This window comes from Staphylococcus ureilyticus (genome assembly GCF_025558845.1).
In the GTDB taxonomy this organism is placed as follows: domain Bacteria; phylum Bacillota; class Bacilli; order Staphylococcales; family Staphylococcaceae; genus Staphylococcus; species Staphylococcus ureilyticus.
This window is the reverse complement of the sequence record NZ_CP094825.1, coordinates 1,380,795-1,395,004: the sequence shown is the minus strand read 5'-3', so window position 1 is coordinate 1,395,004 and position 14,210 is coordinate 1,380,795. Positions and strand designations below refer to the sequence as shown.

The following is a 14,210-nucleotide window of genomic DNA, read 5'->3' as shown; positions in this document are numbered from 1 at the left end:
AAAATGATAGAATGTTAATATATAGTATTCGAATTAAGTGAGGTTATATAATGAAAATATCAACAAAAGGCAGATATGGCTTAACACTAATGATATCTTTAGCCAAAAAGCAAGGGCAAGGATGTGTTTCGTTAAAATCTATAGCTGAAGAAAATAATTTAAGTGATCTTTATCTAGAACAACTCGTAGGTCCATTAAGAAATGCTGGTTTAATCCGAAGTGTTCGTGGAGCAAAAGGTGGTTATCAATTGAGAGTATCAGCTGAAGAAATTACTGCTGGTGACATTATTCGTTTGTTAGAAGGACCAATTACATTTGTAGAAAGTATTGATTCTGAACCTCCTGCGCAAAAACAACTTTGGATTAGAATGAGAGATGCAGTTAGAGAAGTATTAGATAATACAACTTTAAAATATTTAGCAGATTATAATGAAACTAATAATTTAGATGGATATATGTTCTATATATAAGATGTAAAATTGTTATTTATTAAAACGTTTCTTTGTCATTAGCTGAAAATATTTAAAAAAATTTATTTTAAATGTTTACGTCTTAAGTATTGTGGTATTTAATAAATACATTGCTAAGGAGGTATTATTTATGGCAGATGAAAATAAATTCGAACAAGCAAAAGGAAACGTTAAAGAAACAGTTGGTAATGTTGCCGACAATAAAGACTTAGAAAAAGAAGGCAAAGAAGATAAAACTTCTGGTAAAGCCAAAGAAGTAGTAGAAAATGCAAAAGATAAAGCAAATGAAGTTATCGATAAATTTAAAAAATAATAATCGGTAACTAATACTAAAAAGGTGGTTTTATTATGTCTGATTTCTTGAATAAAGCAAAAGAAACTGCAAAAAATGTTTCTGATAAATTAAAAGATACGGATAACGAAAAAGCAAAGCAAGCATCTGAACAAATCGATAATTTCACTGGTGGCAGTGACGATAAAAAAGATGACAAAGATAAAAAAGACGACAAAAAATAAGATTGTCTTTAAAGTTTAAGTTTATTCGCTTAAATATAGAAAAGCCCAGGTTTCTAACTAGAAACTGGGCTTTTCTATATTTAATTAAAAAGTTGAAATAATATTTTTAAGTTTACGATACGATTCAAGTTGTGCTTCTTGATCATAGATGTAACTAATTGCCATTAATTCATCTATTTCACCATATTCATCAATAAATGATTGTAATTTTTGTTTAACCGTTTCTTCAGAACCGATGAGTGAACTTTGCATACGTTGTTTGGCAATTTCATATTCAGTAGGCGTGAGTAGTCCCTTTAAATCGTCAGTTGGTGGTTGTACAGGTTGCATTCTTCCTCTAGTAATACTTACCATTACCTGAGCCTGTGTTGTTGCCAGATATTCTGCTTGTGTATCTGTATCAGCAACGATGGCATTTAAACAAACAATCACATATGGCTTGCTTAATACCTCTGAAGGTTCAAATAGTTCTTTATAAATTTCAATTGCTTCTTTCATTTGTTGTGGTGCAAAATGACCTGCAAAGACATAAGGTAATCCTTTGCGTGCAGCCAAGTGTGCAGAATCAGTTGAAGAACCCAATATATAAAGAGGTACATTTTTACCAACGGCTGGATATGCACGGACATACGTTTGTTGATTACCTGGACCAAAATAAGTTGCAAGTTGTTCTACTTCTTCAGGGAATTCATAAACGCCATTGTGTTGATCTCTACGTAACGCACTTGCAGTCATCATATCAGTACCTGGCGCACGCCCTAAACCTAAATCAACGCGATTTGGAAATACAGTTTCCATTGTCCCAAATTGTTCTGCAACAATGAGAGGTGCATGATTAGGTAACATGATGCCACCAGAGCCTACCCTTATTTTAGAAGTATGTTCTAATGTATGTTGTATTAATAACGCAGTGGCTGAACTGACAAGGTTAGGTGCGTTATGATGTTCTGCAATCCAATATCTTTCATAATCCAGTTCTTCTAAATTTTGTGCTAATTTAACCATATCACTAATTGCATCTTGGTCGGATTGACCTTCTCTAATTGGAACTAGATTAAGTGCAGATAATTTAATATCGCTCATTTCACTATGTCCTCCTTAAATATATTAATATATTGCAGTATAACAGTCTAAATAAAACTTGCGTAAGAAATTGCTCACTGTTATACTATATGAAATTAAAAAGTTAGGTGGCCTTATTAAGACAATGGATAAATCTCATGAAAACAAACAATATCAATTATTTAATCAAAAAAGTAATATATGGGATAAGACCATGTCTTAATGCAAAATCATCACTCAAGTACCTAACATAAATAATGTTCGGATTGTTAAGGCATGTCGTATCCCTTAAGAAAGAGGGGATTGGTATGTCTTTTTATTTTGTTCAAAAACCATTTGAAAAATTTGGTAAAAATTTAATTAACTCTGTAGAAATTCAAATTGATAAAGGCGAACATATTGCAATGATAGGTAACAATGGCGTAGGCAAAACGACTTTGTTAGAAGCGATAAAATCGAAATATAAAGATGAAACTTATTTAATGTACCAAAATATGTTAGCTTATGAACACTTAACAGGGTTAGATTATGTAATGGAAATAAACCCCGAAATATTGCAGATAAAGCAAAAACTTGAAGACAATTATGAATATATTGCAGACTATAGTGCATTAAATGGTTACGAATTTGAACAGAGTATTATTACGCAAGCGAATCAAATGAATTTAACAGAAAAAGATTTAGAAAAACAAATTCAAGATTTAAGTGGTGGTCAACAAACACGACTGGCGTTATTAAAAGCATTCATGTCAAACAAACCACTGATCTTACTGGATGAACCCACGAATCATTTAGATTTAGAAATGTTGGAACAACTGATTAGAAAAATTCAAAAATCAAAACGTACGATTGTTTATGTATCACACCAGCGTGATTTTATCGATCAAACAGCGACTCATGTCATTGAAGTAACATCTGAAAAAACGAATAAATATAATGGTAATTATTCCAAGTACCGTGAAATTAAAGATTTAACGTTACAAACACAACAAAATATGTACGAAAAGCAACAAAAAGAAATAGCAGAACTTAATCGCACGATACAACGAATCCAAACATGGCATCATTCAGCACAACAAAAAGCAAGTGTTCGTAGCCCTATTGAGCAGAAGAAGCTTAGTAAGTTAGCTCAAAAGGCTAAAGTAAAAGAAAAACAAATGACCGAAAAATTAAATGAGAAGACCATAAACCAGCCAGATAACGAACAAAAACATTATCATTTTAATCATGAAGCCCAATTACGTAAGCGTTTTTTAATTCATTTTGAAGACTTCAATGTTGTTATAAGTGAACATCATGTATTTGAACATGCGCATTTCGAAATGAAACAAAAAGAAAACGTATTAATAACGGGACCAAATGGAAGCGGAAAATCTCTTTTAATTGCGATGATCAGACAAAAGATATTTGCTAATCAAGGACATTTAAAAATCACACCTTCACTAAAAATTGGATATTTCGATCAGACGAACAAAAATTTGAATGAAGCAGAATCTCCACTGATGATGCTATTAAGTACGAATAAAATATCAAGAAGCGAAGCGCAAACTATATTAGCTTCATTTGGTTTTAAAGAGGAAAAAATTAATGCACCAATTGGTCAATTATCTATGGGAGAGAAAAGTAGATTTCAATTTGTACTGCTATATTGCTCTGGTGCCAATTTATTAATTTTAGATGAGCCAACTAATTATTTTGATATTTCAACACAGGACTTAATTTTTAATATGATAAAAAGTTTTAACGGTCAAGTATTAGTTGTGAGCCATGATGAGTATTTTCAAGCTAGGTTTAAAGCGACACACTGGGAAATTAGAAATAAAAAATTATATAACTTAACCCAAAATAAAAAGACAAAATCAAATGTAAACGAAACATTAACATTGTTAGATGAATATGAAATGATAGATGAAAATGGTCATTTTGAAACAGACAACTAGAAAAATTAATTAGATGGTGCTATCATTGGAACATTGATAAATTTGTAAGGAGTGTCAAACATGGAAGTATATGCAGATTATGCTGCTACAACGCCTGTTAAACAACAAGTAATAGATAAAATGATGGAAATCTATACAACACATTACGGTAATCCGTCTTCTATACATAGTATAGGTAGAGATGCACGTAAATATTTAGATGAGTCTCGTCGTTTTGTAGCTAAACAACTCAATGCGAAGCCTAGTGAAGTAATTTTTACTAGTGGCGCAACAGAATCTAATAATACAGCGATTAAAGGTATTGTGTATGCAAATCAAGATAAGGGTAAGCATATTATAACAACTAAAATAGAACATCATTCTGTACTCCATGTTTTTGAACAATTAGCAAAAGAAGGTTTTGATGTAACATACCTTGATGTAGATGAAGAAGGTCTGATATCGTTAGAACAATTGAAAAGTGCAATGACTGATGAGACAATCCTTGTTTCAATCATGTTTGTTAATAACGAAATTGGCACAGTGCAACCAATGTACGATATTGATGAAATTGTTAGTCATTCAAATGCTTTATTTCACGTAGATGCTGTACAAGCTATAGGGCACTTAGACATAGATTTTCATGAATTTGATATCGATGCAATGAGTATTACGGCACATAAATTTGGTGGACCAAAGGGTGTCGGTGTATTACTAATAAAATCAGGTACAAACATTAAGTTTCCACAATTAGGTGGAGAACAAGAAGTGAAAAGAAGAGCAGGTACAGAAAACGTACCTCAAATTGTCGGATTGACTGAAGCTTTAAAACTAGCAAACCAATATAGAGATGAAAACAATGTCCATTTGATGAATTTAAAAAACCAATTTCTTGTATCTTTACAAGAACGTTCAGTGCCTTTTGAATTAAATGGTTCAATGACTGATACTACTGGTCATATTGTTAATTTGTATTTTCCATTTATTGATGTGGAAACTATGTTAACATTGTTAGATTTAGCTAATATATATGTAGCTTCTGGTTCAGCATGTACTGCAGGTTCTACATCACCTTCACATGTTTTAGTAGCAATGTATGATGACGATACAAGAGCGAATCATTCTGTGCGATTTAGTTTTAATGAACAAACGACCGAACAAGAAATTAAATATTTAGTTACCGAAATTCACAAAATTTATCATAAATTCAAGGAGGAAGTTTAGTTGTCAAATAAAGATACACGTGTTGTAGTAGGCATGTCAGGTGGCGTAGACAGTTCCGTAACAGCACATATATTAAAAGAGCAAGGTTATGATGTCATTGGTATTTTTATGAAAAATTGGGATGATACGGATGAAAATGGTGTTTGTACAGCTACAGAAGATTATAATGATGTTATAGCTGTATGTAATCAAATAGGTATACCATATTATGCAGTTAATTTTGAAAAAGAATATTGGGATAAAGTGTTTACTTATTTCTTAGATGAATATAAAAAAGGCCGTACACCAAATCCTGATGTGATGTGTAATAAAGAGATTAAATTCAAAGCATTTTTAGAGCATGCGCTTAAGTTAGGTGCAGATTATGTAGCAACTGGACATTATGCTCGTGTACGACGTCATGAAGATGGACATGTTGAAATGTTGAGGGGCGTTGACAATAATAAAGATCAAACTTATTTCTTAAATCAATTATCACAATCACAATTATCTAGAGTGATGTTCCCAATTGGCGATATTGATAAAAAAGAAGTGCGTAGAATTGCAGAAGAACAAGATTTAGCTACAGCTAAGAAAAAAGATTCAACTGGTATTTGTTTTATCGGTGAACGTAACTTCAAAACATTTTTATCTCAATATCTACCCGCACAGTCAGGTGAAATGAAAACTTTAACTGGTAAGAAAATAGGTACACATGCAGGATTAATGTACTATACTATCGGTCAACGTCACGGTCTAGGTATAGGTGGAGATGGAGACCCTTGGTTTGTAGTAGGCAAAAATTTAAATGATAATGTCTTATATGTAGAACAAGGTTTTCATCATGAAGCGCTTTACAGTGACTATTTGATTGCTTCAGATATTTCATTTGTTAACCCTGTTGATTTAGAAAATGGATTTGAATGTACAGCGAAATTTAGATATCGTCAAAAAGATACTAAAGTTTTTGTTCAAAAAGAGCATGATAATGCAATTCGAGTAACATTTGACGAACCTGTTCGCGCAATTACGCCAGGTCAATCAGTCGTTTTATATGATGGCGATGTTTGTCTAGGTGGCGCTACTATAGATGATGTATATAAAACATCAGGTCAATTAAGTTATGTTGTTTAAACAAATTAATTAAATGCTTCGTAATGATTAAAATAGCAAAATGACATTGCTATATTGTTAATTAAATATAAAGTTTCATAGTTTAATCGTATTTTGAGGAGTAAGCATACAATATCAAATTTTAAATTTTTGATTTGTGACTTACTCCTTTTTACTGTTTTTTCATTCTTAAATGTTATAATGAGATGTTGAGAGAGAGGGATAGCATGAATCAAGAACAAATTTATACATTGATTAAACAAGGTAATTTTGAGCAAGCTTTAACAGCATTATTCGAAAATATAGAAGCAAATCCGAATGAAGTCGAAAATTATATCAATGCAGGTATATTAATCGCTGAAGCGGGTGAAATAGATAAAGCGGAAAAGTTTTTCCAAAAAGCACTAACCATTGACCCAAAAAATGGGGCTGTTTATTACAATTTAGCTAATGTTTATTATAATGAAGGGCGATATAAAGAAGCGGTTAAATTATACCAACAAGCATTACAATATAAAGTTGACGAAATCGACACCAATTATATGATAGGTATGTCGTTTAACCAGTTAGAAGCATTTACAGAAGCACTTCCCTTTTTAATGACTGCTGCTGAAAAAGATAATCGTAAGGATGTAGAGGTACAATTTCAATATGGATTGGTATTATGTCACTTAGAAATGTACGAACAGGCTGTTTCACAATTACAGTATGTAGTCTCATTAGATGACAAACATACAGACGCTTTATATAACTTAGGTCTAGCAACTTATATGTTAACAGAGGATACTGAATGTGCTATCGAATATTTTGAACGTGCAGTTGCTATCAACCCAGAACATTTGATGAGTCAACATGCCATCAAAACGTTTAAATCCATCGCAGAGGAGGAGTAATTAAATGGACAACCCTACATTATTCAATAATTCAATGATTAAAGGTACTGTAGATGCTATCTTGTTTCAAAACAAAGACAATTTTTATACTGTTTTAAAAGTAGATACGATAGAATCTAATGAAGATTTTGATTCTATGCCTACAGTTGTAGGGTTCTTTCCAGAAATTGCTGAAGGCGATGTTTATACTTTTAAAGGTCAAGTCGTTTCACATCCTAAATATGGTAAACAGTTAAAAGCTGAAACGTTTGAAAAAGAGCTGCCTCAAACCAAAGAGGCTATTATTAGCTATTTATCTAGTGATTTATTTAAAGGAATAGGTAAAAAAACAGCTCAAAATATTGTGAATACACTTGGAGAAAATGCTATTTCAGACATTTTAAATGACCCATCTGTTTTAGAAAAAGTACCTAGTTTACCTGGGAAAAAACAAAAGCAAATTGCTGAACAAATTGCGAGTAATCAAGAAACAGAACAAATTATTATTCGATTACATGATTTAGGATTTGGGCCTAAACTCGCTATGGCAATCTATCAGGTTTATTTAGGTGATACACTTAATATTGTAGAAAATAAACCCTATCAATTAGTTTACGACGTGAAAGGAATCGGTTTTAACAAAGCGGATACTTTAGCACGAAATGTGGGTATTCAATTTAATGATGATGAGCGTTTAAAAGCGGGTTTATTATATGTATTAGAAGAAGAATGTATTAAGCAAGGGCATACATACTTACCAACACAAAATGTATTAGAAATGACACAAGATATGTTATCACAATCACCAAATGAAGTGATTGAACTTCAACAATTAGAAAATATGATTCAAATCTTAGTTGAAGATACCAAATTAGTAAAACAGGAACACGAATTAGCAATTCCTAGTTTATACTATTCGGAACTTAAAAGTGTTCAAAACTTATATCGTAATTACACCTATACGAATAAATTAAAAGAAATTGAGCAGTCTGAATTATTATTAGAAATTGGTGAAATCGAACAACGCAATCAAGTCACTTATGCTAATTCCCAAAGAGATGCGCTACAGACTGCAATCAATAGTAAAGTTATGCTGCTAACTGGCGGGCCAGGAACAGGAAAAACTACTGTGATTAAAGGTATTGTCGAATTATATGCAGAAATACATGGTTTATCTTTAGATTATGATGATTATCAAAACGATGATTATCCAGTTGTATTAGCAGCACCTACAGGTAGAGCTTCAAAACGATTGGCTGAATCTACAGGGTTGGAAACTATGACTATACATCGATTGATAGGTTGGAATCAAGACACACAGCCAGAAGATATTTTAGATAATGAGATTTCAGCTAAACTAATCATTATTGATGAAATGTCAATGGTCGACACCTGGCTGTTTCATCAATTTCTTAGCGCGGTACCTATTGATGCCCAAGTGATATTAGTAGGTGACGAAGATCAGTTGCCTTCCGTAGGCCCAGGACAAGTGTTCAAAGATCTCATTGATTCTAAAGTTATACCTAGAGTGAATCTGATTGAAGTTTACCGACAACAAGATGGGTCTAGTATCATAGAATTAGCGCATAGAATGAAATTGGGAGAACCGATTGATATCACACAAAGATTTCATGATCGTAACTTTATTAATTGTTCAACTGAACAAATATCTTCAGTTGTTGAAAAGGTTGTTTCAAGTGCTGTTAAAAAAGGTTATGATATGAGTGATATACAAGTATTAGCCCCTATGTATAAAGGTTCTGCAGGTATAAAAAAATTAAATGCTGTATTGCAAACAATCTTAAACCCTAAAGAAAAGGATACGCGTGAAATTGAATTCGGTGATGTTGTCTTTAGAAAAGGGGATAAGGTGCTACAGCTAGTAAATAGGCCGAGTGATAATATATTTAATGGCGATATTGGTGTGATTGTTGGCATATTTTGGGCAAAAGAAAATGCCTTAAATAAAGATGTATTGGTCGTTGATTTTGACGGAAATGAAATTACTTTTGTAAGACAAGATTTGTTAGAATTAACACATGCATATTGTACGTCTATTCACAAATCGCAAGGTTCTGAATTTCCAATTGTAATTATGCCTATGGTTAAGCAATATTTTAGAATGTTACAAAAACCTATATTATATACAGGATTAACAAGAGCTAAGCAATCACTAGTATTTCTGGGTGATCCACAAGCTTTTGAAATCGGTTTAAATACACATGGTCAAGTGAGAATGACTCAGCTCTGTTCATTCTTAAAAACGTATTTTAATAATGATGATCGTAAAGATGAGGTTGCAGTTGAAGATACGTTTGATGCCACGACTATTTTAACAGAAGAAAATATATATAAAATTAATCCTATGATTAATATGGGAGATATTTCGCCATATGATTTTGTTGAACATTGACAACGTAGGTTAAAGTAAATACAATATAATTGATTGTGCATAAAGATGAGTAAATTATGGTAGTCGACAAGAGATGTACTGGCTGGTGAAAAGTACAGATAGCATAGTTGAAAGCTACTTTATGTTAAATAATAAATATACTTATTTTAAGTGATAAGCGGAATTATTAATTATGATTAATGCTTATAACTAGGGTGGTACCGCGAAACGTTCGTCCCTTTTGATAGGATGGACGTTTTTTATTTTCATTTTTATCAAATAACTGATATAACTTGAGTTGAGATGGAGGAATTTTAAGTATGAAAAACTTAAAAGCAAGTGAAATTAGACAGAATTTTATTGATTACTTTGTTGAACAAGGACATATGGTTGAACCTTCTGCACCTTTAGTACCAATAGATGATGATTCTTTACTATGGATTAACTCTGGTGTTGCGACATTGAAAAAATATTTTGATGGCAGAGAAACACCGAAAAAGCCTCGTATTGTCAATTCCCAAAAAGCCATAAGAACAAATGATATTGAGAATGTTGGCTTTACAGCTAGACATCATACTTTTTTTGAAATGTTAGGTAACTTTTCAATTGGTGATTATTTCAAAAAAGAAGCCATTGAATTTGCTTGGACATTTTTAACGAATGAAAAATGGATGGCTATGGATCCAAAACGATTGTATGTAACCATACATCCTGAGGATACAGAAGCTTATAAAATATGGAATGAAGACATAGGCTTAGAAGAGAGTAGGATTATTCGTATAGAAGGTAATTTCTGGGATATCGGTGAGGGACCATCAGGCCCTAATACAGAGATATTCTATGATCGAGGGGATCAATTTGGACAAGATGATCCTGCAGAAGAAATGTATCCAGGCGGTGAAAATGAAAGATTTTTAGAAGTTTGGAATTTGGTATTTAGTGAATTTAATCATAATAAAGACCATACGTACACACCATTACCAAATAAAAATATTGATACTGGAATGGGTCTCGAAAGAATGGCATCTATCGCACAAAATGTTCGTACAAACTACGAAACGGATTTGTTCATGCCTATCATTAATGAAGTTGAAAATGTTTCGGGTAAAAAATATCTTGAAACAGATTCTTATGATGTCGCATTTAAAGTTATCGCTGACCATATTCGTACAATTTCATTTGCAATTGCTGATGGCGCGTTACCTGCAAATGAAGGAAGAGGTTATGTGCTACGCAGACTTTTACGTCGTGCTGTAAGATTTAGCCAATCCTTAGACATTAATGAGCCGTTTATGTATAAATTAGTTGATATTGTTGCAGATATAATGGAACCATACTATCCAAACGTTAAAGAAAAATCAGATTTCATCAAACGTGTGATTAAATCTGAAGAAGAACGTTTCCATGAAACATTAGAAGAAGGCCTAGCGATATTAAATAATTTAATTACAAAAGCAAAGTCGACGACAAATGAAATTAGTGGTAAAGATGCATTTAAATTATATGACACATATGGTTTTCCAGTTGAACTTACTGAAGAAATTGCAACTCAAGAAAATCTTACCGTTGATATGAATACTTTTGAAGAAGAAATGCAAAAACAACGTGACAGAGCTAGACAAGCACGTCAAAACTCACAATCTATGCAAGTACAAAGTGACATATTAAAAAAAATAACAACAGATAGTCAATTTGTAGGTTATGATGTCATGGACCAAAAAACGATTATTACGGACATCATATATAATGGTGAATTAGTAAATGAAGCTGAAGCAGGAGAAACTATTTACTTTATTTTAAAAGAAACACCATTTTATGCAGTGAGTGGTGGACAAGTTGCAGACGAAGGTACTATAAGTAATGAACAGTTCGAAATCAATGTTACTGAAGTTACCAAAGCGCCCAATGGACAGAACTTACACAAAGGTGAAATTCAATTTGGCACTGTTAAAAAGAATGACGAAGTGTTTGCTAGTGTAAACCACATTGAACGTAGAGATATTAAAAAGAATCACAGCGCTACACACTTATTACATGCAGCATTAAAAGAGGTGCTAGGAGACCATGTCAATCAAGCAGGATCACTCGTTGAAGCAGAGAGATTAAGATTTGATTTCACGCACTTTGGACCTTTAAATCAAGCAGAAATTGATCAAGTTGAACGAAGAGTTAATGAAGAAATTTGGAATAGTATAGATGTGGATATTCAAGAAATGCCTATTGCTGAAGCTAAAAAGTTAGGTGCGATGGCATTGTTTGGTGAAAAGTATGGTGAGGTTGTTCGAGTAGTGAATATGTCTCCTTTCTCTATTGAATTATGTGGAGGTATCCATGTTAATAATACTTCTGAAATAGGTTTGTTTAAAATAGTAAGTGAATCAGGTACTGGTGCTGGTGTGAGACGTATAGAAGCATTTACTGGGAAATCAGCATTCCTATATTTAGAAACAATTCAAGAACAATTTAATGCAGTGAAAGCACAAATTAAAGTGAAATCAGATGATCAAGTTTTGGATAAAGTCATCCAAATGCAAGCGGATGAAAAAGAATTAACTAAACAACTTGAGCAAAAAAATAAAGAAATCACTACACTAAAAATGGGTGATATTACAAATCAAGTGGAAGAAATTAATGGATTTAAAGTCCTTGCAACTGAGGTTGAAGTCGCAAATGCAAAAGCGATTCGTGAGACAATGGATGACTTTAAATCTAAATTGCAAGATGCTATTATAATTTTAATTAGTAATATAGATGGTAAAGTGTCATTAGTAGCAACAGTGCCAAAAGCTTTAACAGACAGTGTAAAAGCTGGTGATATTATTAAAAACATGGCACCTATTGTAGGTGGTAAAGGTGGTGGCCGTCCAGACATGGCTCAAGGTGGAGGCACTCAACCTGAAAACATAACAGAATCATTACGTTTCATTAAAGATTACATTAAATCTCTATAAGTTCTAACTATTGTCATGTAGAATTAACAATAAGTACTTTTTACTCGATATGAAGGAGTGTTACAAAATGGAAAACTTTGATAAAACAATGAAATTTAATTATGATGAAATTCCAAAAGAAGATGTCAAAACAGTACTTCAAAATGTCTATAACACATTGAAAGAACGTGGCTATAATCCTGTTAATCAAATCGTTGGTTACTTATTATCAGGAGATCCTGCGTATATTCCACGTAATAATGAAGCTAGAAACCAAATTCGTCGTATTGATCGTGACGATATCATGGAAGAATTAGTTTCAAATTATTTACAAGAGAATTCAAAGTAATTAATGCTAAAACATAAAATTTTAGGTTTAGATGTAGGAAGTAAAACTGTTGGCATTGCTATAAGCGATCTCATGGGTTGGACAGCCCAGGGATTAGATACACTCCATATAAACGAAGATAAGAATGAACTAGGTATAGACAGACTAGTAACAATCATAGAGAAAGAAAAAGTTGGTACTGTTGTCATTGGTTTGCCAAAGAATATGAATAATTCTATTGGATTTCGAGGCGAAGCTTCGTTACAATACAAGGAGCAACTTCAAGAAGCATTGCCATCTGTAGAGATAATCATGTGGGATGAGCGTTTAAGTACCATGGCTGCAGAACGTTCTTTACTTGAAGCAGATGTTTCTAGACAAAAACGAAAAAAAGTAATAGATAAAATGGCTGCAGTATTTATATTACAAGGCTATTTAGATTCTATACAATAAAAAGGAGCGTTTTATAATGACTGAACACAACCATGAATCTGAATTAGAAATTAATAATCAAGAGGAACTATTAACTTTATATGATGAAGATGGAAACGAAGTACTTTACCGTAAAGTATTAGAATTTTTCCATCCTGAATTTAAAAAAGAATATGTGATTCTTGCTGAAGAAGGTGCAGAATCAGATGATGATGATTTAATCGAATTAGTACCAATGATTAATGAGCCTGATGAAGATGGTGAAGGCGGAAAATTCTTACCGGTTGAAACAGATGAAGAATGGGATATGATTGAAGAAGTCGTTAACACTGAAATGGACGATCATGATCATAACCATGAATAACCTCTAATCTGAACAACTCAAATAATTTGCACCACTAATTAAAACATGAACCTGGACGACACATTGATTTAATAATGTTTATGTTTTTCTTTGGTGACAAAGCTTGTTAGTCAAATCTTGTACAATTGTTAAGGGATAAAATATGAGATACAAAGTGCTTATTTCAAATTATCAAGCCGAGACTTAAAAGTCTCAACTCAGACTGTCAACAAAGTTTCTAGCTTTGTTGACAGTCTTTTTGTGTTTGAATTCTACTGGCGCTAATTTACTCTGTCTCTACCGGCTTTTATTTTATTACAGATGCCAGTTTAGTTTTCATATTCGAATAAGTCGAAGAAAAATATCGATTTAATAATGTCAAACTATTTTTAGATTCTGTTGTTTTAAAAAAAGTATCGTTTATTTTGAACATTTTTAATATCAAATCAAAAAGAAATTTTTCAAAAATACACACAAATGTAGCTTATCGTAACTGAGACTTTTAAGTCCCAATTTTTATATTTAAGAATAAAAGTACTCAATCAGCTACAGTTATATTAACTAGTTAATTATCACAATTTACACTTATAAAATATATGGGTTTGTGGTAAAATATATAAAGTTAAATTT

13 protein-coding genes are annotated in these 14,210 nt (G+C 32.3%); 12 read left to right on the top strand and 1 reads right to left on the bottom strand.

Translation table 11 applies throughout. From position 1 onward, the window contains the following. Positions 1-50: 50 nt before the first annotated feature. The 3 genes from cymR to MUA21_RS06860 all read left to right on the top strand — a co-directional run bounded on the left by cymR (position 51) and on the right by MUA21_RS06860 (position 986). Entirely contained in the window at positions 51-470 is a 420-nt protein-coding gene (cymR, locus tag MUA21_RS06870; protein WP_019469423.1) for a cysteine metabolism transcriptional regulator CymR, read from the top strand. Positions 471-600: 130 nt separating this feature from the next. Next, on the top strand, positions 601-783 hold the full coding sequence (locus MUA21_RS06865) for a CsbD family protein (RefSeq protein ID WP_046208102.1): 183 nt from the start codon (positions 601-603) through the stop codon (positions 781-783). A 35-nt stretch (positions 784-818) separates the two neighbouring features. After that, positions 819-986 carry a hypothetical protein gene (locus MUA21_RS06860; RefSeq protein ID WP_157947928.1) on the top strand — a complete coding sequence of 56 codons (168 nt, stop codon included), beginning with the start codon at positions 819-821 and terminating at the stop codon, positions 984-986. Between the two features lie 84 nt (positions 987-1,070). Here MUA21_RS06860 and MUA21_RS06855 read toward each other — a convergent pair whose 3' ends face one another. Then, positions 1,071-2,069, bottom strand: a complete 999-nt coding sequence (locus MUA21_RS06855) for an LLM class flavin-dependent oxidoreductase (RefSeq protein WP_064208878.1) — start codon at positions 2,067-2,069, stop codon at positions 1,071-1,073. Between the two features lie 287 nt (positions 2,070-2,356). Between MUA21_RS06855 and sal the strand changes: the two genes are divergently transcribed. The 9 genes from sal to MUA21_RS06810 all read left to right on the top strand — a co-directional run bounded on the left by sal (position 2,357) and on the right by MUA21_RS06810 (position 13,601). After that, entirely contained in the window at positions 2,357-3,988 is a 1,632-nt protein-coding gene (sal, locus tag MUA21_RS06850; RefSeq protein WP_262560920.1) for a Sal family ABC-F type ribosomal protection protein, read from the top strand. 60 nt (positions 3,989-4,048) lie between these two features. After that, positions 4,049-5,191, top strand: a complete 1,143-nt coding sequence (locus tag MUA21_RS06845; RefSeq protein ID WP_262560919.1) for a cysteine desulfurase family protein — start codon at positions 4,049-4,051, stop codon at positions 5,189-5,191. Further along, on the top strand, positions 5,192-6,304 hold the full coding sequence (gene mnmA / locus MUA21_RS06840) for a tRNA 2-thiouridine(34) synthase MnmA (RefSeq protein ID WP_107525721.1): 1,113 nt from the start codon (positions 5,192-5,194) through the stop codon (positions 6,302-6,304). It abuts the gene before it with no gap. A 185-nt stretch (positions 6,305-6,489) separates the two neighbouring features. Continuing rightward, positions 6,490-7,176 (top strand): tetratricopeptide repeat protein, encoded by a 687-nt coding sequence (locus tag MUA21_RS06835; protein WP_336606217.1) that lies wholly within the window; start codon positions 6,490-6,492, stop codon positions 7,174-7,176. 4 nt (positions 7,177-7,180) lie between these two features. Continuing rightward, positions 7,181-9,568, top strand: a complete 2,388-nt coding sequence (gene recD2 / locus MUA21_RS06830) for an SF1B family DNA helicase RecD2 (RefSeq protein ID WP_262560918.1) — start codon at positions 7,181-7,183, stop codon at positions 9,566-9,568. 299 nt (positions 9,569-9,867) lie between these two features. After that, positions 9,868-12,498, top strand: a complete 2,631-nt coding sequence (alaS, locus tag MUA21_RS06825) for an alanine--tRNA ligase (protein WP_107525719.1) — start codon at positions 9,868-9,870, stop codon at positions 12,496-12,498. A gap of 67 nt (positions 12,499-12,565) precedes the next feature. Beyond that, positions 12,566-12,826, top strand: coding sequence for an IreB family regulatory phosphoprotein (locus tag MUA21_RS06820; protein WP_046208109.1), 261 nt, complete (start codon positions 12,566-12,568; stop codon positions 12,824-12,826). A gap of 3 nt (positions 12,827-12,829) precedes the next feature. Then, positions 12,830-13,258 (top strand): Holliday junction resolvase RuvX, encoded by a 429-nt coding sequence (gene ruvX / locus MUA21_RS06815; RefSeq protein ID WP_019469412.1) that lies wholly within the window; start codon positions 12,830-12,832, stop codon positions 13,256-13,258. Positions 13,259-13,274: 16 nt separating this feature from the next. Then, positions 13,275-13,601 carry a DUF1292 domain-containing protein gene (locus MUA21_RS06810; protein ID WP_046208110.1) on the top strand — a complete coding sequence of 109 codons (327 nt, stop codon included), beginning with the start codon at positions 13,275-13,277 and terminating at the stop codon, positions 13,599-13,601. Positions 13,602-14,210: the final 609 nt, after the last annotated feature.